The organism is Stenoxybacter acetivorans DSM 19021, from assembly GCF_000745895.1.
GTDB lineage: Bacteria > Pseudomonadota > Gammaproteobacteria > Burkholderiales > Neisseriaceae > Stenoxybacter > Stenoxybacter acetivorans.
Genome location: NZ_KN050773.1, coordinates 66360 through 86698, shown reverse-complemented (window position 1 = coordinate 86698; position 20339 = coordinate 66360). Strand labels below are relative to the sequence as shown.

The following is a 20339-nucleotide window of genomic DNA, read 5'->3' as shown; positions in this document are numbered from 1 at the left end:
CTTCGGAGAGCTTGGTCTGATTTTTTTTGACGATTTGTGGCTCAAAACCACCGTTTCGGTCTCGCGGTGTTTCCAATTCAAAGCTGCCGGAATTTGCCTTGACCGTCTTTTTGGTGTAACCGTTGCGGCGGTTGGGCTCTTGTGGGTTCTGTTCGAGATAATGTTCGATTTCGGCATCAAGAGCAGCTTCGGTCAGTTGTTTGATAAGCGGGGTGAGTATGCCGTCTTTTCCTGTCAGTGCTTGACCTGATTGAAGCTGTTTAAGTGCTGTTTTAAAGTCGAATATGGGGTTGTTCATGTGTTGTCTCCTATTTGGAATAGTTTAGGGGATTGACACAGATTTTTGAACACTACCTTGCTTTTTTGTCAAATCTTTTAGGTTATTCCGAATTTACATTCTGCCCAATTCGCGTTGCAGTGCTTGAATGTTTTGCTGGCGGTCAAGCACTGCACTTTCCAGCTGACGAACACGATTTTGATATTGTTCATGTTGTTTTTTATCGGTATTTTTTAATGTTCGGCCTTCAGCGAGTGCTTGTTGAGCTTGTGCCAGTGCAATGCGTTCATTAGCCAATTCTTGTTCTAAAATATTACGCCGTGCCGTATCACTGCCTTTGGGAACAATGTTTACAGAGGGTTGGGTATCTGCTTTGTTGGTGTAGTTGGCTCGCGGTTTGGCTTTGACGGTGGGGGTGGTGGCGCGATAAGCCTTTTTATCCGTTGTGTATCTGCCTAATCGCGGGAGCTGTGTGGTTTGGCATTCACCGCGCGGATTGGCAGTGTAAACGGTTTCGCCGTTAATAATACAGGTGTAAACCTGTGCTTTAGCCACAGATACGGAGAATAAGGTGATTGAAAGTATTATCGGTAAAATACCGGAAACGGAAGTTTTCATAAGGGTGGTTGTGCGGTATTCCATGCGGTTAATATTAAATCGGCATTATTATCTTGCAGACGGCTGTCTGACAAGATCTGCCGCCAGCGGCGCGCACCGGTTTGTCCGTGCAACAGCCCTAAATAGTGGCGTACCATGTGGCGCAGGATTGTGCTGTTGTTTTGAATCAATTGATCGGCGGCATAGGCGTGAAGTGTGTGAATCAGTTCTTCATGGCTGATGGGCGTGTGTTCACTGCCATAAAATAAATAGTCCCAATCACGCATAAGCATGGGGTTGTGATAGGCTTCCCGCCCGATCATCACGCCGTCGGTATGCTGCAAATGTTCGGCAATCTGTGCGTTGGTGCTGATGCCGCCGTTGATGATAATTTCCAAATCAGGAAATTCGCGTTTCAGGCGATAGACATAATCGTAGCGCAAAGGCGGAATCTCACGATTTTCTTTTGGCGACAAGCCATTCAGCCAAGCGTTTCGGGCATGAACGATAAAAATTCGGCAAGCGGTTTTACGGCGCAATGTACCAACAAAATCTGCCAAAGGCTGATATTCGGTTTGTTTGTCCACACCGATGCGGTGTTTGATGCTGATTGGAATAGAAACGGCATCTTGCATGGCGTTCAGACAATGCGCCACCAGATCGACATTGTTCATCAAACACGCGCCAAACGCGCCTTTTTGTACCTTAGGGCTGGGGCAGCCGCAGTTCAAATTAATTTCATTGTAGCCGAATTCAGCGGCAATTTTGGCTGCCGCCGCCAATTTTGATGGTTCACTGCCGCCCAATTGCAAAGCCAGCGGCATTTCTATTGGGCTGAAGTTCAAAAATCGTAACGCATCACCATGCACCACCGCACCTGCGTGTATCATTTCGGTGTAAAGCCAAGTATGACGGCTGATTTGGCGCGCCATGTAGCGATAATGGCGGTCTGTCCAATCCAACATTGGGGCGACAGCCAAGCGGCGCGGCGGAAGACTCATGAGATTTTATCGGTATTTGCACAAAATTATATTATAGCAAATCGTATGCTTATTATCGGATTATGGATAATAACCATGCAGCATTCACTTGTTCTGCTTTGCAAAATCAAACCACATTACCAATATAATTGCTGCCCATACACACCACTTCTGCGTTTATGACATTCACACACTCATCTTTTTCAGACAGCCTGTATTTCGCCGTATTAGACGATGCGATTACCGGGCAAGCGCGCTTGTTTCAGCAGCTGCGCGCTCACGATGTGATTGCTGATCATGAAATCAATCGTATTGACCGATGCTTGCAGCAAGGCTGGCGGCGCGGCTGGCATGCACTGTTGTATTTGCCTTATGAAGCAGGTTACGGTTTGCAATCTGTAATACCAAACCCACCGAATCAATCGGGCTGCCTGAATATCTTTTGGTTTGCACAGCAGACTCGGTTAAATGAAACACAATTGCAACACTGGCTGCAACGGGGCGATGGCAATGACCATGAACCTGCCGGTATTGCTTATTTACGCAACAATACGGATAAAGACGATTATCTGACTGCCGTTGCTGCGATTCAGGCAGCCATTGAACGCGGCGATACTTATCAAATTAACTACACCACGCGGTTGTATTTCGACTGCTATGGTTCACCGATTCGCTTGTATTGCCGTTTGCGCGAACGCCAGCGCGTGCCTTATGGGGCATTGGCGTGTTTGCCTTATCAAGATGCGGTGCAATGGACTTTGTGTTTTTCACCGGAATTGTTTGTACGCATTGATGAAAGCGGCATGATTTACGCGCAGCCAATGAAAGGCACTGCGCCTTTGCTGCATGACGGGCAAGATGCAGATCGTGCCGAAGCATTGCGCCAAGACCGCAAAAACCGTGCGGAAAACGTAATGATTGTGGATTTATTGCGCAATGATTTGGGCAAAATCGCCGCAATCGGTTCTGTGGCGGTTACCGATGCTTTTGCCGTGGAAGCGTTTGGCACAGTATGGCAAATGACCAGCAAAGTGAGTGCGCAATTGCAGGAAAATACATGTTTTGCCGATGTATTGCGTGCCGCTTTTCCTTGCGGGTCGATTACCGGCGCACCCAAGCGAATGAGTATGCAGATCATCAATCAAATCGAAACAGCACCGCGTGGGCTTTACACAGGATCTCTGGGTTTTTTAGAACCTTGCCGCAGCGGTTTGGGGTTTCACGGTACGCTGAACGTGGCGATTCGTACTTTGCAATTGCAGCAAGAAGAGAACGGTGCTTATTGCGGCGTTATGGGGGTTGGCTCAGGTATTGTTGCCGACAGTATCGGTATGGAAGAATATCGTGAATGCCAATGGAAAAGCCGATTTCTGGCAGAATTGCCGCCCGAATTTGCCCTTATCGAAACTTTGTGTATGGATAATGGTTGTTGTGCATTGCTGCCTTTGCATTTGCACCGTTTACGAAAATCTGCCGTTGTTTTGCAATATCCGATCAGCGATCAAGAATTGCAGCAGCGTTTTCAGGCAGCCTTAAATACCGTGCCAAGCAAAGGTGTGTTTCGTGTCAAAATGATTATTGATGCCGGCGGTGTTTGTCAGTGTGAATACAGAGAGCCCAACCCTTTACCTGAAACGGTGCGATTGCTGGTGCATCAACGCAATCAAATCAATGCCGATTTTTTAAGCCGCCACAAAACAACTTGCCGAACCGTTTATGACCAGGCTTGGCAAATGGCAGAGCAGTATGGTGCATTTGATGCGTTGTTATTTAATCAACACGGATACTTGCTGGAAGGCGGGCGCAGCAATGTTTTTGTTCGTCTTAACGGGCAATGGTTTACGCCCGATTTGGATTTGCCTCTGCTAAGCGGTGTGATGCGCCAAGCGATTCTGGCAGATCCGCAAACCCATTTAGGCAGTTTGAATGTGATTGAACGAAAGATTCATTATGATGAAATACAACAAGCAGAGCAATGGATTGTGTGCAATGCTTTGCGTGGTGCGGTAGCAATAGATGAAATATTATTGTTGTAATAGGGTTGTTTCAGGCAGCCTGAAATATATGGTTACACGGTATTGCTGCCGAAAGAGCTACATGATGTCAAAATTCACCGTGTTGTGTTGTTTATTCAGAACGTCGAATATATAATAACCACATGAATTTTCATAGTAAAAAATATTTTACCCGCACTTTTTTGGAGCTTGGAGCTGGCCGCGCGGGCGCACTTGCGCCTTGTATCGCCGTTCTCCTTTCGGCGATGTTAGTCGCCGCAATGCGGATACTGTGTCCACGTTGACCCCATGCGCTGGGCATCATAAAAAAGTACGCGGCGCGGTCTGCCATCATTATGACGCCGCGCCGCGCATGATAGGCAATAGCGGTGTTTGTTTTTCCTGTCTTCAAAATTCCCATTTGGACTGCAAGCTGCCCGTAATGCCCTCTCTTTTGCCCACATAACCCTGTACCCCAAGGTTAAAGGACAGAGGCAGCGTTTGCGAGGGCTTGAAGGAAAGGCCAAGCTCTCCTATGCCCGTGCCGCCAGTGAGGTCAGAAATCTTGTTGCACAAACGTTGTCTAATGATAGGGTTGCGCCACAATCTTCTTTCATTCACAAAAAATTCACAATTTTTTTCAAAAACCTCTTGATAACCTTAATTGGATATGTTGTTATAGGTGCATAATAATTCAACTGTTCAATCGTTTGGATGTGAACCTATGGCAATACAAAATACTGAGCTTGACCGCTGTGACTGCGATTCCATTCACGAAGAAGTGGTCGTGGAAGTCAGGGGAAAGATGCCTGACGAAGCCGTTTTAATGGATTTGGCGGATTTATTCAAGGTGTTCAGCGATTCAACACGTGTGAAGATACTCTGCGCCTTGCAACATTCCGAGATGTGCGTCTGCGATATCGCCGTGCTGCTCGGTATGACGAAATCGGCTATTTCTCACCAGTTACGCCAACTTCGGCAAACGCGGCTTGTCAAAAACCGCAAGGACGGCAAAGTGGTGTACTACTCGCTTGACGACGAGCACGTCGGCAATGTCTTTAAGCAGGGTTTGTTGCACGTCCGCGAAAGATAGAGGGAAAAATTTTTACGTAAACAGTTGAACATATTGTCAATCGTTCACTTATAAAAGGAGGCATAACTATGGAAACGGTTATCAAAAAAGAAATCAGGCTTGAGGGCTTGTGCTGCGCAAACTGCGCGGCGAAGATTGAGCGCGGAGCGGCGAAATTAGAGGGCGTGAAGTCCGCGTCCGTCGATATGATGGCGCAAAAAATGACGCTTACTGCCAGCGACCATTCTCGTTTTCCGGCGCTTTTGGAGGAAATTGCCCAAATCGCGGCGCGGATTGAGCCTGACGTAAAGGTTTCGCTGTTCGAGGAACACGCATCGGCACGAAAGGCTGAAACCGAGGAACACGAATCGCCGCTCAAAAAAATCCTGATGGGCGCCGGCGCTGTCCTGTTCGTCGCCGGTATGGCATTCGAGCTGAACCAGCGGCTTGAACTTGCGCTGTTTCTCGCGAGCTACCTGCTTATAGGCGGCGAAGTGCTACTCCGCGCCGCAAAGAACATCTCAAAAGGGCAGATTTTCGACGAGAACTTTTTAATGAGCATCGCCACAATCGGAGCGTTCGCCATCGGTGAGTACCCGGAAGGCGTGGCGGTTATGCTGTTTTACCAAGTCGGCGAGGCGTTCCAAGATTTTGCCGTCGGCAGAAGCCGGAAGTCGATTACCGCGCTTATGGACATTCGCCCCGATTTCGCGAACGTAAAAACCGGCGGCGAGGTCAGGCGCGTTTCGCCGGAGGAAGTCAATGTCGGCGATTTTATCGTCGTGAAGCCCGGCGAAAAAATCCCGCTGGACGGTGTTGTGACAGAGGGGCGTTCCGCGCTCGACACCTCCGCGCTGACGGGCGAAGCGATCCCCCGCGATGTTGAACCCGGCTCGGAAGTGTTGTCCGGCTCGATCAACAAAAACGGCCTGCTTACGATTAAAGTCAAGAAGCTGTTCGGCGAGTCCACGGTATCTAAAATCCTGGACCTTGTGCAAAACGCCAGCGGCGCGAAAGCTCCCGTGGAAAACTTCATCACTAAATTCGCGCGTTATTACACCCCCGCCGTAGTGTTCGCGGCGGCCGCGCTGGCGGTCGTCCCCCCGCTCGCGCTGGGCGGCGTTTGGTCGGAGTGGATTAACCGCGCGCTGGTGTTCCTCGTCGTGTCCTGCCCCTGCGCGTTGATCATCTCCATTCCGCTTAGTTTCTTCGGCGGCATTGGCGGCGCGTCGCGCAACGGGATTCTCATCAAGGGCAGCAACTACCTTGACGCGCTCCACAACGTGGATACGGTCGTGTTCGACAAAACGGGGACGCTCACAAAGGGCGTGTTCGCTGTGACTGAAATCGTCCCCGCGAACGGTTTCGCGGCGGACGAACTGCTGGGGCTCGCGGCAAGCGCGGAATCCGGCTCCAATCACCCGATAGCGCAGTCGATTATGAAAGCCTACGGAAAACCGGCCCTCGGCGCGGCCGATTATGAGGAAGCCGCGGGCCACGGCGTTCGCGTGAAAATCGGCGGTAGAACCGTACTCGCGGGCAACGTTAAGCTGTTGGAGGGTATTGAGTTTGAGAAACCGGAAACGGCTGGCACAGTCGTCTATCTCGCGGTTGACGGCGTATTCGCGGGGCATATCGTCATCGCCGACGAGGTAAAGCCCGACAGCGCGAACGCAATAGCAGAACTGAAAGCCCTTGGCGTGAGAAAAACGGCTATGCTTACGGGCGACAGCCGCGCGGTAGGTGAAAAAATCGGACGCGAGTTAGGTCTGGATACGGTCTGCGCGGAACTTTTGCCGCAGCACAAGGTAGAGCAGCTTGAAAAGCTGTTTGACGCAAAAACCGGCAAAGGCAAACTTCTGTTCGTCGGCGACGGCATCAACGACGCGCCTGTCTTGGCGCGGGCAGACATTGGCATAGCAATGGGCGGCGTGGGTTCCGACGCGGCGATTGAAGCCGCCGACGTGGTGCTTATGACCGACGAGCCGTCGAAAATCGCGGACGCAATCCGCATCTCAAAGAAAACGCGGGCGATTGTTATGCAGAACATAGTGTTTGCGCTGGCGGTTAAAGGCGTAATCCTCTCGCTGGGCGCGCTGGGCTACGCCACGATGTGGGAAGCAGTTTTCGGCGACGTGGGCGTGGCGGTTATCGCCATCCTGAACGCTATGCGGGCCATGAGGACGGTGACAGCGAAATGACCTGTTGGGACTTCTGCGCTCCGTTTTACGACATAGCCGAAAAGACTAACGGACGCGCTTACGGTGAAATGTTGAAAATGGTGTGGGGGGATTCTTTCCCCCCGCCCGTATAAATACGGTTATCGCCCCCTATCGTCGTTATACATTATCAAAACGCTCTGAAACCTCATGTGGTGCCGCTCCGTTGAGTGATTGATGCGGCTTAGCTTTTTACATGCTATTGCTTATCGGCACACACTGGAAACTCTTTTCCAAACATGCCCATGTTTTTTGCAGCCGTTTTACCGATACGGGATAGGGCGTTTTCAATTCTTGCGCAAACAGCGAAACGCGCAATTCTTCAATTTGCCAGCGAAATTGGGTTAATTCAACGGGTATGGTTTGGTTTTGGCGGCGAAGCTGCTCGATTTTTGTTTGCCACAGCTGGTACAAACTTTGTGTGTCGGCTTCGCGGGCGGTGTCGCGAGCAGGATTGCTGCCGTATTTGTCCATGCGCCGCTGTTTGGCTTGCAGATAGACAGGCAGGCGCGACCATTGCTGCCACGGGGTGGCTTGAGCAAATCCGGGGTAGATGATTTGATGCAATTCCGTGCGCAACAATGCCGTTAAAGGGTGTTTGCCCAGTTGGGCATTGAGGGCAACATAGGCTTGGGCGGTATCAAGTAAATAGCGGTTTAAGGCTTCTTTAACGGCGGGCAAACGGCTGCGAGCGCGTTTGATTTGTTCTTTGAAGGCTTTTTCATCGCGCGGGGGCGGATCGTCGCCGAGTAAGGCGCGGTCAAGTACAGCTGCGGCAATGTCTTCGCGCAGGGCTTCCGCACCCAAATGTTTCAGCAGCATGGCGGCTTGAGTAAAATCCGGCAGACCTTTGTTGAGGTCTTTGACTTGTTCTTTCATTTGCCGCGCCATTAAGGCAATACAGCCTTGGCGGTGGGCAGCATCGGCGGTTTCGGGTGTGTCAAACAGGCGCAGGGCGATATTGCCGTTTTTTTCGTGCTGTAAACCCAAATAACCAATGAGCTGCTGCTTGCCGCGAGCGAATTTGATGCTTTCAGGCAGCTTGCCGATGTCCCAGTTGCTTAGGTTATCCCGCTCAAACTCATGGCTGTTGTCGCGAAAGGTAACGGCGGCGGCTTGCCCCAATTCTTGCTGTAAAGCAGGCAGATTGCGTCCCATTGCCAGCTCTTGCCCGCCGTCATCAATAACGCGGATATTGAAAAGGCAGTGTTCAGGCAGTTCGTGTGCTGCCCATGTATCGATGTCGATTTGATCAAGTAAACGCATGTCGCCTACATTTTTGGCAATGGCGTGTGCCAGCTGCGGCAAAATGGGTGCATCGGTATCAAGGTTGCTGTCAAGAAAAGCGGTGATGAATTCGGGAACGGGCACGCAAATGCGGCGTATTTGTTTGGGCAGTGCTTTGATCAGCAGTTGTAATTTTTCGCGGATCATGCCCGGTACCAGCCATTCCAGTGCGGCGGCGTTGAGGCGGTTGAGTGTGGGCAGGGGAACGCTGATGGTTACGCCGTCAAGCGGGTGGTGCGGTTCAAAACGGTAAGTGAGTTTGAGTCTGCCGTCGCTGTGCTGCCAATAAGGCGGAAATTGGTTTTCAGTGATGTGTTCGGCATCGTGCTGCATTAAGTCGTCTCGGCTTAAAAACAGCAGTTTCGGGTTGTCGTGTTCGGCTTGTTTGCGCCATGCGTCGAAGGTACGCAAATCAGCCAGCGGTACGGGGCTGCCGCCGCGCTCGAATAAAGACGGTAAACGTTTGTTGTAAAAAGAAAACAAGGCATCTTCGTCCACCAATACATCTTGGCGGCGCGATTTATGTTCCAGCTCGGCAATGTCGCGAATCAAGCGCGCATTGTGTTTAAAGAAAGCAGCTTGAATGTCGGCTTCTTGTGCTGCCAATGCACCGCGAATAAACAATTCTCGCGCGGTTTGCGCGTCCACACGCGCATAGGCAACGCTGCGGCGCGGAATCACGGTTAAGCCGTACAACGTTACCCGCTCCGCCGCCACCACTTCGCCGCGTTTGGGCGACCAATGCGGTTCAAAATAATGGTAACGCAATAGATGCGGGGCTTCGTCTTCAATCCATTCCGGTTCAAGGTGTGCGACATCACGGGCGTAGAGGCGGGTGGTTTCGGTGAGTTCCGCCGCCATTACCCATTTGGGTTTGGATTTGAAGAGCGCAGAGGCGGGAAATAGATGAAAACGATTGCCGCGTACACCAATGTAATCATGCCCTTCCGGTGATTTGATGCCGACGTTGGCAATTAAGCCGGTGAGTAAAGCGCGGTGGATTTGTTCGTAACCGGCTTCTTTGACAGCGCGTATGGTTTGGCGGTGTTGTTTTTTGTCCAGCTGTTTTTGTTTGTGCTGTGCCGCCAGATCTTGGTCGCTCGCCGTGCTTAATTGCAATTGCATCGGTTTTTCAGGCAGCCTGTAAGCGGCGTCTTTGGATACCAAACCCATTTCTACGGCTATTTGTGCCAATTGGTGGTGCAGTTCCCGCCATTCGCGCATACGTAAATGAGACAAAAAATATTGATGACACCATTGCACCAACTGACGACCGGATAAACCTTTGTCGCGTTCACGCTGAAACGAATCCCAAATATTCAGATATGCCAAGAAATCGGATTGCTTATCGGTAAAGCGTTCGTGTGCCTTATTGGCGGCTTCTCGGATTTCCAGCGGGCGTTCGCGCGGGTCTTGAATGGACAATGCCGACACAATCACCAGCATTTCCGCCACGCAATCATGTTGTTTTGCCGCCAGCAGCATGCGGCTGATTTTTGGGTCAATCGGCAAACGCGCCATATCTGCACCCAAATCAGTGAGTTCATTTTTGGCATTAACCGCACCCAATTCCAACAATACTTGAAAACCGTCGTTAATGTAGCGTTGGTCGGGCGATTGCAAAAACGGAAACGCTTCCACTTCTCCCAAATGCAGGCTTGCCATGCGTAAAATCACCGCAGCCAAGTTGCTGCGCACGATTTCGGGGTCGGTAAATGCGCTGCGCTGCTGGAAATCGTCTTCGGCATACAGGCGGATACATACACCCGCCGCCACTCGTCCGCAACGTCCCGCCCGTTGCTGCGCGGCAGCCTGCGAAATATTTTCTACATGCAATTGTTCCACTTTGGCACGTGCCGAATAACGTTTTACCCGTGCCAAACCGGTGTCCACCACATAGCGAATGCCCGGTACTGTGAGCGAAGTTTCGGCAACATTGGTTGCCAACACAATGCGCCGTGCTGCACCGCTTGGGTGAAAAATTTTGTGTTGTTCATCGGCAGACAAGCGCGCAAACAACGGCAGAATTTCGTCGGCTCGCCGCAAGGGTGATGCACGTAAAGCATCGGCGGCTTCGCGGATTTCGCGCTCCCCGGGCAAAAACACCAGCACATCACCGCGCCCCTCGCGTGCCAGCTCATCGCAGGCATCGACGATTGCATCGGTCATCTCGATTTCAGCTTCGTCCTCATCACGTGAGGCCAGCGGGCGATAACGAATTTCTACGGGATAAGTACGCCCCGATACTTCTATCACAGGCGCAGGTTTGCCGTTTTGGGCAAAATGTTCACTGAAACGCGTTGCATCAATGGTTGCTGAGGTAATAATTACCTTTAAATCAGGACGGCGCGGCAGCAGCTGTTTCAAATAGCCCAGCAGAAAATCAATATTTAAACTGCGTTCATGCGCTTCATCGATAATAATCGTGTCATACGCCGATAAATGGCGATCGGTTTGCGTTTCTGCCAGCAAAATACCGTCGGTCATCAGTTTAATGTAACTGTCGGGTGCGGTTTTGTCGTTAAACCGTATTTTATACCCCACAGCCTGCCCAATCGGGCTGTTCAATTCTTCGGCAATGCGTTCCGCTACTGATCGTGCCGCCAGCCGCCGTGGTTGGGTATGCCCAATCAAGCCTGCCACGCCGCGCCCCAGTTCCAAACAAATTTTCGGCAGCTGCGTGGTTTTGCCCGAACCGGTTTCTCCGCACACAATGACCAATTGATGTGCCGCAATCGCTGCTTTAATCTCTTCGCGTTTGTCATGCACCGGTAAACTGCCGTCGTAATGCGGTGTTGGTGCGTTTTTCAGCCGCTGCAAAAAATGTTGATGTGATTTTTGATAACGCTGCTGCACTTTTTCCACACCGCCGAAACGAGCAGGATTTTTTAAAGCGCGTTGCAGAAAATATCGGTCTTTGCTGAGGATTTGAGCGAGGTTGGGTACAGACGGGTGAACGGACGACGTGGGCATGGGGGTTGAATTAAAAGCCGAGCAATAAAGCGAACATTATAACGTGAAATTTTCAGGCAGCCTGAGGGATTAAATACATTAAAGTATTCAGGCTGCCTGAAAGGTATTTGCCATGCGGTTTGTGCAAAATACCGCTGTGATTCAATCAAGCATTAAATACTGACCAATACATATTTAATTTCCACGTAATCTTCAATGCCGTATTTTGAACCTTCACGTCCCAAGCCCGATTGCTTCACTCCGCCAAACGGTGCGGCTTCATTGGAAAGCAAGCCTGTATTCACCGCCACCATGCCGTATTCCAAACTTTCGGATACGCGGATTACACGGCCAATATCGCGGCTGTAGAAATATGCCGCCAAGCCGAATTCGGTGTCGTTGGCGCAGTGAATGGCTTCTTCTTCGCTGTCAAAACGAAACACAGGGGCTAAAGGACCAAAGGTTTCTTCTTTGGCAACTTTGGCGGTTTGCGGCACATCTTTCAGAATGGTTGGTTGAAAAAACAATTTGCCGTGCGCGTCGCTGCTGCCGCCGCTGACGATTTTCGCACCGTGTGTCACGGCATCGGCAATATGCTCTTTTACCTTGGTAACGGCATTTTCATCAATCAGCGGACCAATGGTAACGCCCGCATCCATGCCGTTGCCGATTTTGAGTTTGCTCACGGCAGCGGTGAGTTTTTCCACAAAGGCATCATAGACGCCGCTTTGTACATACAAGCGGTTGGCGCACACACAGGTTTGCCCTGCATTGCGGTATTTGGAAATCATTGCGCCCTCAACCGCTGCATCAATATCTGCATCGTTAAATACGATAAACGGTGCGTTACCGCCCAATTCCATGGATACTTTTTTAACCGTATCGGCACATTGAGCAATGAGTTTTCGTCCAACTTCGGTTGAACCTGTGAAGCTGAATTTTTTCACGCGGTCGTCTTCGGTTAAGACTTTGCCGATGGCAGACGAGCCGCCGGTAATCACGTTAAACACCCCTGCCGGAATGCCGGCACGGTGTGCCAATTCGGCAATTGCCAAAGCAGACAGCGGCGTTTGTGAAGCAGGGCGGACAATAAAAGTACAGCCTGCTGCCAAGGCAGGCGCGGCTTTGCGGGTAATCATGGCATTGGGGAAGTTCCACGGTGTAATCGCCGCACACACGCCAATGGGCTGCTTTAACACCATAATGCGTTTGTCGGCGGCGGGGGCGGGAATGGTGTCGCCATAGATGCGTTTTCCTTCTTCGGCATACCATTCGATGTAGGATGCACCGTAGGCAATTTCACCTTTGGCTTCAGCAAGCGGTTTACCCTGTTCGGCGGTGAGTATGACGGCTAAATCGTTTTGATGCGCCATCATTAAATCAAACCAACGGCGCAAAAGTATGCTGCGCTCTTTGGCACTTTTCGCTTGCCAGCCTGCCAAAGCGGCTTTTGCGGCGGCGACAGCGCGTTCGGTTTCTGCCGCGCCCATATTCGGTACTTTGCCGATAAGGGCTTCGGTGGCGGGATTGCTGACCTCAATCCATTCGTCTTTATCGGCAGCTTGCCATGTGCCGTTGATATAACATTGCTGTTTGAGTAAATTGGTGTCTTTCAGTTGCAACATAATGATTCCTTATTTAGCAAAATTGAATGGGGCATCTAATGCTTTAATCTGCATTTTGATTTTCTTGATTGCCCAATCGTAGTGAGACGACGTTGCTGAAATACAGTAACTGCCGAGGCTGGTTGTGCCCGTCCACGAGAAATGTTTTTTCTCGAACAGTTCCTTGTCAGAAAAATCCCCAATTAACGCCAAAACCGCTTGATGACTGTCTTTTAACATTTCACGAGCCTGTGCATAGGGTGTGGACTGATGTTTTGCCCAAAAGGCAATGTTCATCTCTCCGTAGTTTTTCCAATTATAGGGTTCGGGCAAAAACGGTTGGTTCATGCTGTGTTGATTTGCGTTTACCCAATTCAGCAAAAGTTTGTGCCATTCGTGAAGATGAATCAGTACATCGCGTATGTTTTTATCGCGCTGCCAATGCGCTTCCTTGCCCGTTGTTTTGGCATCAAAACAGAATGGTGCAGTTTGATTACTCTGCGGCATGGTGTCAATCAGCGCGAATAACTTATCAAAGCCAATGTTCGCGGCTAAGATGAGTTCGGATTTTGTTGTCGGCCTCGGCATTGGTTTTCTCCGTAAAGGCTGCCTGAAATATTTCAGGCAGCCTGTTGGGTGTCTTACTGTGCTTCTTTCAATGCGGCTTCCAAAATGTCCAGTGCTTCATCAAAAACGGCGTCTTCAATGGTGAGCGGGTAGAGGAAGCGGATAACATTGTAGTAAGTGCCGCAGGTAAGAATAATTAAGCCTTTTTCCAAAGCGAGTGCCTGAATTTTTTTCGTTAAGTCGGCATCTGGGGTGTTGCTGTTGGGTTTCATGAGCTCAATTGCCGCCATCGAACCCAAACCGCGCACATCGCGAATGGCGGGAATATCGGTTTTTAAGGCTTCAAAACGTGCTTTCAGTTTATTGCCCAATGCCACGGAACGCTCACACAGTTTTTCTTCTTCAATTACGTCCATCACGGCATTGGCAGCGGCGAGTCCCAAGGGGTTACCGCCGTATGTGCCGCCCAAACCGCCCGGTGTGGGGGCGTTCATGATGTCGGCTTTGCCGCAGACACCCGATAAAGTAAAGCCGCCTGCCATGGATTTTGCCATGGTGATGATGTCGGGGGATACGCCTGTGTGTTCGGTGGCGAATAATTTGCCGGTGCGGGCGAAACCGGTTTGTACTTCGTCGAAAATCAGCACGATGCCGTTTTCATCGGCAATGCGGCGCAGTTCTTTTAAAAACGGAAACGGCGTAATGTTAAAGCCGCCTTCACCTTGCACCACTTCAATAATAATGGCGGCAACATCGGTTGCTGCCATATGGCATTTGAAGATTTTATCCAAGCCTGCCAATGCTTCTTCTGAACGTAAACCGTGCAGTTCATTGGGGTAGGGTGCGTGAACGATGTCGCCGGAGAAAGGACCGAAATTCAGTTTGTAGGGGGCGATTTTACCTGTTAAACCCAAAGTGAAATGGGTTCGTCCGTGAAACGCGCCGTTAAAGGCAATCACGCCGCGCCGTTTGGTGTAGGCACGAGCAATTTTGATGGCATTTTCCACGGCTTCCGCGCCGGAATTAACAAACATAGTGCGTTTATCGCCGTCTATCGGTGTGAGCGCGTTAATGCGGGCGGCGGTATCGGCATAAAGTGCGTAGGGGACAACGTGGTAACAGGTGTGTGAGAATTTTTGCAGTTGCTCGGCAACAGCTGCCTGAACTTTCGGGTGCAGATGCCCTGTGTTTAATACGCCGATGCCGCCGGCAAAATCAATATAACGTTTGCCGTCGGTTGTCCAGATTTCGGCATTTTTGGCGCGTTCGGCATAAAAAGGGCTGCCCACACCAACGCCTTGTGGCACGGCGGAAAGACGGTGTTCAGTGGTGTTGATCATAGTGTTCTCCTTAGTTGGTTGTGTGGTCATGATGAATATGACCGTTTGATTTAAAGACAGAAAAATGACGCATATTCACGAAGTTATCAAAAGGCGTAATTCAAGCCAATTGACGATACGCAAATTGAAACAATCCGGCGGAAATGCCGAGTAAAATGAAACCAATAACTAAATCCATTATTAACAAGGATTTTGGTTTACTGAAAAAACGAGAAGCATATTTTGCAAAAATACCCAATCCGAAAAACCACAGGAAAGAAGCCAGCAGAGAGCCAATCAAAAAAGCATATTTCTGCATTAAAGTTAATGTTGCGCCCACGCCGCCGACAATTACCACAGTATCTAAATATACCTGTGATACCTGTGGATTAAGCAAAGTTACAGACAACGTTTGCATGGTGATTTTCATCATATTTCCCTTTTGAGTATGTGTCGCATCAATACTTAAACTGCCGTGCTTGTGTAGAAATGCGCTTTTTAGTGAAGAAAAAGCATAAAACAACAAAAAACAGCCGCCTGTTAATGCCAATAGTACAGTAAGGATTTTATTCCCTTGAAAAATGCTGCCTAAGACAAAAATTCCCAAGCTCATCAGTAAAATATTACAGATAAAACAAATAGAACAAATTAGAAAAATATGATTTTTACCGATGCCGTTTTTAATGATAAAAATATTCTGCGCTCCGATTGCCATAATCATGCTGCCGGAAAGCAATGCACCTTTGACGATATAAAAAGTTTCCATTATTTTTCCTTAATTTCTAAAAGTTTATATAAAGCCATTTTCATTTGCTCGATATTTGCCCGCAGGGATAACATAGGGAGATTTAGTTATTTGCTATAAATCTTTGCTTTCGTTCCCAGTTGGCACATTTTAAAGCATCGTTTATTTGGTTTTCTAAGTAACGTTTAATGGGCATTAACTTTATCCCTATTGGCGATTGCTCTACGATAGAAAGGATATTACTCCATTTTTCAGCTTCAATGTCTCCAATAATATCATCATTCGAATACACACCACCGGTATCTACCCATGAGATTTTTTTAAACAATTCAATATCTTGTGTTAATGAAACAAACAATAATAATATTTCGTTGAAAATTCCTTCCATTGAATGGCATGCTATATCCACAATAACATTCATTTTTTCAGAATAAGAGTAATTATTGCGGCAATATTCCAATAAAAAATTACTTGCTCTTTCTCTGAAATCTTCCTGTAGGTTAAGGAAGAATGAGTTACAAAAATGTTCTCCAATATCTGAATAAATATTTTTCTTAATAACCAATTCAAATACATTTTTTAAAATAGGCTCAATATTTTGTATTTGCCAGATAATATATAAGTTATTTTCTTCTTGAAGGTAATATTCATTCCCTTTTATTAAGTAAAGTGAATTTACATAATCAAGTAGGAAGTCAGGTTTTTTTTGGAGAATGCTGATTAATATATTTTTATCATAATCAAATAATAAACGATCCTGTTTTATATTTTGTTGTAGATAGGTTTTTTTTAATAAATCCAAGTTGTTTTCAAAATAATTAAAATCATCTTCATAATAAAACCAATCTAGGTAAATAAAATTATCTTCACTTTCATTTTTTGAAATAATAATTTTCAAAGTTTCCTGAAAAATATTAATATGTTTATATAATGATTTTAAATTTATATGAATAGATGTATTTGTATTTTTAATAGTATCCAAAAATACCCCAGTATATTTTTCATTAATTAGACAATTATCTATATTATCAAAAAATATTAGCAGCCATTCTATTTTATTATTAAAATTGTTATTTGATAATATATTCCAAATATATTCTGCTCTCTCTTTTGTTTTTAGATGATTTTTAAAAATTAAATATGGAATATATCCTATTTTATTATTATTTATGACTATCTCTAAAAGTAATTGACAGCCTAATTCAAAATTTATTATGCAGTTTTCATCAATTATTAAGTCAAGAGAATTATTATAACCCAATTCATTGGTTTTTGATTTTTTTAAATAAATAAAATTACTAATAAATAATTTTATTTCATTATTTGTACTGAATACAAAAGAATTTCTTATTTCTGTTTCTTTTAGTTTGTTAAATTCTTGGTGGTTTTTAAAGTTATGGCTTTCTTTATTTTTACAATAGTCCCAATCTAATTTCAAAAACATTTCATATAATGGATTGGTAAATTTTTTTGCTAAAATATCAAATGAATTGTGTGTAATTTTTTGTTTTTTATACTGTCTTATTTGGTTTTGAACATATCTGCAATGCTCAAAAGAATTGGTATTTAAATATGTTTCTATTATTGATATTACAAATGGAATATCATAATTAATTATGTCCTTTTCTGATTTATAATTTACCTGTGCGTATTTTTGCAATAATTCTAATGTTTGATTTGGATAATTTAAATAATTATTTTTTACATTCTCCCAAATATTTTTTCTAAATTGATGAATATATTTATTATTAGTAATAGTATATTGATGCTGAGAAAGAATACGATTTTTTCCTCTTTTTATGTATTGGAATTGTTGAAATTGAAAATCAAGAAATGTTTTTGATAATTCGTAAAATACCACAGAATATAAATTGTCATTATTTTTCAATCCTTCAATTAATATTTTAAAAAGAGTATTTTGTCTGGTGAAATTAGACTGTTTGTCTTCTTTATCAAAAATTAAAGTTTTTCTGATTTTATGAATTAGTTCAGGTAAATGCTCAGGCAGTTTTCTAACATATTCAAAAGATAATTCAATTGTATCTTTTAATTTATTGTTTCGGAAAATAAAAAATTTACCAAGCAACTCGATTATTTTATTCTGCGTGTGAGTAAATTTATTTTCTTCATATTTTACTTCATAGTTAGTTTTCGTAGAAATAGGCAAACAATTTATAATATTATATACAAAATCCAGTGTTTCATCTTGCAGATAAAACCAAAAAACATCTAAATAATTAAATGCTTTTTCCTCATCATTTTTTATTGTATTCCAAAATCGTTGAAGAATGGGCTGGAGTTTTTTCATTACATTGTCATACCCGAAGGTATTATTTGCAGGAATAACACAATCTTTGAAACGGCTTTTATTTTTGTTATTATCAAAATACTTACTTAAGAGTGTTTCAAAAGAGAGTAAATTTTCTTTTATAAATGCTTTATAAAAGAAAAATGTGGATAAATTTTGCTCAGGAATTTTTACATATTCAAATTGGATTTCAACTATTTCTAATCTATCCAATTTTTCTATTTTATCAAAGAATAAATAATAATCAATTCCAAAATCATCAAGAATTGGTGTTATAATTTCTTTATTTTTATATGGAATAGCATAGAAAAAAGAAATTATACCCAGACATTGAATACTGAGTTTATCGGAAAATTCTCCTTTGTCATCTACGAAAGTAGCAAAATATTTTTCAAATAAATCAGATGCATCGAACAAAGCATAAATATTTTGCTTTTCTATTGCGAGCAATGACGCCATTATAGCCAATCGTGGGTTTCCATCAGCAATGCGAACAATTTCTTGATGATATTGAGAATTTAAAATATTAAATGGCTCTGCTTTGATAATACCTATAATTTGCTCATCAGTAAATTTTGATAAATAAATCTCTTCCGTCAAAAAATTCTGACAACATCTATATATATCCTGATAAGCATAGTCTCGAACAGTAATCAAAATTTTTAAATTTCCTGTTCTGATTCCTTTGTAAAATCCTGTTATTTGATTGAAAGCATCAATCCGATTTGCATCATCAATAAATAGGATATAGTTTTTTTTATCATTAAAATATTGATACAAATCATCTAATAATTCACAATTTTTATATGAAACGCAATAAGCTGTATAATCTAAATTTTCTGCCAAATACCGATTGATTGCTTCAAGAGCAAGTTTTGTTTTACCAACCCCAGGTGCGCCTGTAATAATTACGAAATTATTTTGATTGATTTTTGTTTTAATTTCTTGCAGCTCATTTTCTCTGTATAAGAAAGTATTGTCTAAAGGAGTAGCAATACTATTTGCTGCTTTATTGTATTCCTTAATAAAGGTATCAATAGAAACGATTTGACCTGTATCTAAAGGTAATTTTAAATAATCGTGTGCTAAATTTCTATAATTAAAGTGCAGTTCCAATGCCAATGAGTCAAGTGAATAAATTGTTAATTTGATATTTGTTTTGGGGAGTAAATTTTGTAGTTCTTCTATTTCTTTTGAGTTTAAATTAAAATTGATGCAAAAAACTACTTCTTCGATTTTATCGCAAGAAATTCCTGTTTTTTGCTCATCAATACATTTTTTTAAATCTTCTTCTAATTTCTTTATTCCTTTAGAAATATTAGTAGAATACTCAACAAGAATATATTTACCATTGGGTAATAACAAAAAAGTATCAGGTGTGCCTTTTGTGGTTTTTTGTTTCCCACTTTGACTACCTGCTCTTCTAAGAGCACTATAATTTTCGTTTTTAAAAATTAAAAAGCCATCACATAATTCCTGAAAAACTGTTTCATTAATTGCTTTAAGAGCATTTTCTATGGATTGTAATTTACTCATTTTACACCTCTTATTTTCACCTCAAACCCATTTTTACTTTTCAGAAACCAAATTCAAAGCCACCCTGCTTCAGTAGCTTCGTATTTACCCAAAATCACGGCAGAAAGCGTAGATTTTCCTGTTTGTTTACTTATTCATTTCGGCAAACATTCATACCCGCATAACTTTGTGCCACCGGCATAATCTCAATGGTGTTTACATTCATGTGCGGCGGGGTTTGGTAGAGCCATAAGGCGGTGTCGGCAATGTCTTCGGGGCGCAGATAATCCACATTTTGATAAACCGCTGCGGCTTGTTCGGTATTGCCTTTAAAACGGATTTGTGAAAACTCGGTATCGCCGCATAAGCCCGGCTCAATATTGCTGACGCGGATTTTTGTGCCTGCCAAATCGGTGCGCAAGTTTAAACTGAATTGGCGCACAAAGGCTTTGCTTGCGCCGTAAACATTGCCGCCGCGATAGGGCCATGTGCCGGCAATAGAGCCGATGTTAATAATATAGCCCGCGTTGCGCGCCACCATACGCGGCAGAATTTGGCGGGTAATGTACACCAATCCCAAAATATTGGTGTGTATCATGGTTTCCCAGTCGGCAAAATCAGCTTCCTGAGACGGTGCCAAGCCCAATGCCAAACCGGCGTTGTTTACCAATAAATCAATTTCCGCCCATTCGCCGTGTAAATTTGACAAGGCAGTATCCACGCTGTTTTTATCCGTTGCGTCCATTACCAAGGGCAGGAAGGAATTACCCAATTCATTTTGTAAATCGGCTAATTTATCGGCTCGCCGTGCCGCGCCGATAACGCGGTATCCTGCGTGTATAAAACGGCGGCACATTGCCGCACCAAATCCGGCTGATGCGCCGGTGATGAAAATGGTCATGT

14 protein-coding genes are annotated in these 20339 nt (G+C 45.2%); 4 read left to right on the top strand and 10 right to left on the bottom strand.

What is annotated here, in order from left to right; all coding sequences use genetic code 11:
- The 3 genes from Q384_RS12285 to dusA form a co-directional block, all read right to left on the bottom strand.
- Positions 1–298: transposase (locus Q384_RS12285; RefSeq protein ID WP_037588659.1), on the bottom strand; the 298-nt coding region annotated here is incomplete at its 3' end.
- Between the two features lie 93 nt (positions 299–391).
- Complete coding sequence (locus Q384_RS12280) at positions 392–895, bottom strand: hypothetical protein (protein ID WP_037588657.1); 504 nt, start codon at positions 893–895, stop codon at positions 392–394.
- Complete coding sequence (gene dusA, locus Q384_RS12275; RefSeq protein ID WP_037588655.1) at positions 892–1839, bottom strand: tRNA dihydrouridine(20/20a) synthase DusA; 948 nt, start codon at positions 1837–1839, stop codon at positions 892–894. Before dusA ends, Q384_RS12280 begins: the two co-directional genes overlap by 4 nt.
- Positions 1840–2033: 194 nt before the next feature.
- Here dusA and Q384_RS12270 point away from each other — a divergent pair, with 194 nt between their 5' ends.
- From Q384_RS12270 to Q384_RS12250, 4 genes are all read left to right on the top strand, one after another.
- The gene (locus tag Q384_RS12270; protein ID WP_051941038.1) at positions 2034–3890 is read left to right on the top strand and encodes a bifunctional chorismate-binding protein/class IV aminotransferase; all 1857 of its coding nucleotides are present in this window, start codon (positions 2034–2036) and stop codon (positions 3888–3890) included.
- 351 nt (positions 3891–4241) lie between these two features.
- Positions 4242–4538, top strand: a complete 297-nt coding sequence (locus Q384_RS12260; RefSeq protein ID WP_037588652.1) for a hypothetical protein — start codon at positions 4242–4244, stop codon at positions 4536–4538.
- A gap of 34 nt (positions 4539–4572) precedes the next feature.
- A complete protein-coding gene (locus Q384_RS12255; RefSeq protein ID WP_037588650.1) occupies positions 4573–4941 on the top strand; it encodes an ArsR/SmtB family transcription factor in 369 nt (122 codons plus the stop codon).
- A gap of 68 nt (positions 4942–5009) precedes the next feature.
- Positions 5010–7121: a heavy metal translocating P-type ATPase gene (locus Q384_RS12250; protein WP_051941034.1), complete on the top strand. Its 2112-nt coding sequence runs from the start codon at positions 5010–5012 to the stop codon at positions 7119–7121.
- Between the two features lie 210 nt (positions 7122–7331).
- Here Q384_RS12250 and hrpA read toward each other — a convergent pair whose 3' ends face one another.
- From hrpA to Q384_RS12215, 7 genes are all read right to left on the bottom strand, one after another.
- On the bottom strand, positions 7332–11399 hold the full coding sequence (hrpA, locus tag Q384_RS12245; protein ID WP_051941031.1) for an ATP-dependent RNA helicase HrpA: 4068 nt from the start codon (positions 11397–11399) through the stop codon (positions 7332–7334).
- 152 nt (positions 11400–11551) lie between these two features.
- On the bottom strand, positions 11552–13003 hold the full coding sequence (gene gabD / locus Q384_RS12240; RefSeq protein WP_037588648.1) for an NADP-dependent succinate-semialdehyde dehydrogenase: 1452 nt from the start codon (positions 13001–13003) through the stop codon (positions 11552–11554).
- A 9-nt stretch (positions 13004–13012) separates the two neighbouring features.
- Positions 13013–13570: a ClbS/DfsB family four-helix bundle protein gene (locus Q384_RS12235; RefSeq protein ID WP_037588646.1), complete on the bottom strand. Its 558-nt coding sequence runs from the start codon at positions 13568–13570 to the stop codon at positions 13013–13015.
- A 53-nt stretch (positions 13571–13623) separates the two neighbouring features.
- Positions 13624–14889 (bottom strand): 4-aminobutyrate--2-oxoglutarate transaminase, encoded by a 1266-nt coding sequence (gabT, locus tag Q384_RS12230; protein ID WP_037588644.1) that lies wholly within the window; start codon positions 14887–14889, stop codon positions 13624–13626.
- A gap of 100 nt (positions 14890–14989) precedes the next feature.
- On the bottom strand, positions 14990–15634 hold the full coding sequence (locus Q384_RS12225; RefSeq protein ID WP_037588642.1) for a LysE/ArgO family amino acid transporter: 645 nt from the start codon (positions 15632–15634) through the stop codon (positions 14990–14992).
- 82 nt (positions 15635–15716) lie between these two features.
- The gene (locus Q384_RS12220) at positions 15717–19457 is read right to left on the bottom strand and encodes an nSTAND3 domain-containing NTPase (RefSeq protein WP_037588640.1); all 3741 of its coding nucleotides are present in this window, start codon (positions 19455–19457) and stop codon (positions 15717–15719) included.
- A 130-nt stretch (positions 19458–19587) separates the two neighbouring features.
- Positions 19588–20337, bottom strand: a complete 750-nt coding sequence (locus Q384_RS12215; protein ID WP_037588638.1) for an SDR family oxidoreductase — start codon at positions 20335–20337, stop codon at positions 19588–19590.
- Between the last annotated feature and the right edge of the window lie 2 nt (positions 20338–20339).

Coding starts and splice junctions, on each gene's coding strand:
- Q384_RS12225 (WP_037588642.1), bottom strand. CDS start 15,634: ATGGAAACTTTTTATATCGTCAAAGGTGCATTGCTTTCCGGCAGCATG.
- Q384_RS12255 (WP_037588650.1), top strand. CDS start 4,573: ATGGCAATACAAAATACTGAGCTTGACCGCTGTGACTGCGATTCCATT.
- Q384_RS12280 (WP_037588657.1), bottom strand. CDS start 895: ATGAAAACTTCCGTTTCCGGTATTTTACCGATAATACTTTCAATCACC.
- Q384_RS12250 (WP_051941034.1), top strand. CDS start 5,010: ATGGAAACGGTTATCAAAAAAGAAATCAGGCTTGAGGGCTTGTGCTGC.
- gabT (WP_037588644.1), bottom strand. CDS start 14,889: ATGATCAACACCACTGAACACCGTCTTTCCGCCGTGCCACAAGGCGTT.
- gabD (WP_037588648.1), bottom strand. CDS start 13,003: ATGTTGCAACTGAAAGACACCAATTTACTCAAACAGCAATGTTATATC.
- dusA (WP_037588655.1), bottom strand. CDS start 1,839: ATGTTGGATTGGACAGACCGCCATTATCGCTACATGGCGCGCCAAATC.
- Q384_RS12220 (WP_037588640.1), bottom strand. CDS start 19,457: ATGAGTAAATTACAATCCATAGAAAATGCTCTTAAAGCAATTAATGAA.
- Q384_RS12235 (WP_037588646.1), bottom strand. CDS start 13,570: ATGCCGAGGCCGACAACAAAATCCGAACTCATCTTAGCCGCGAACATT.
- Q384_RS12215 (WP_037588638.1), bottom strand. CDS start 20,337: ATGACCATTTTCATCACCGGCGCATCAGCCGGATTTGGTGCGGCAATG.
- hrpA (WP_051941031.1), bottom strand. CDS start 11,399: ATGCCCACGTCGTCCGTTCACCCGTCTGTACCCAACCTCGCTCAAATC.
- Q384_RS12270 (WP_051941038.1), top strand. CDS start 2,034: ATGACATTCACACACTCATCTTTTTCAGACAGCCTGTATTTCGCCGTA.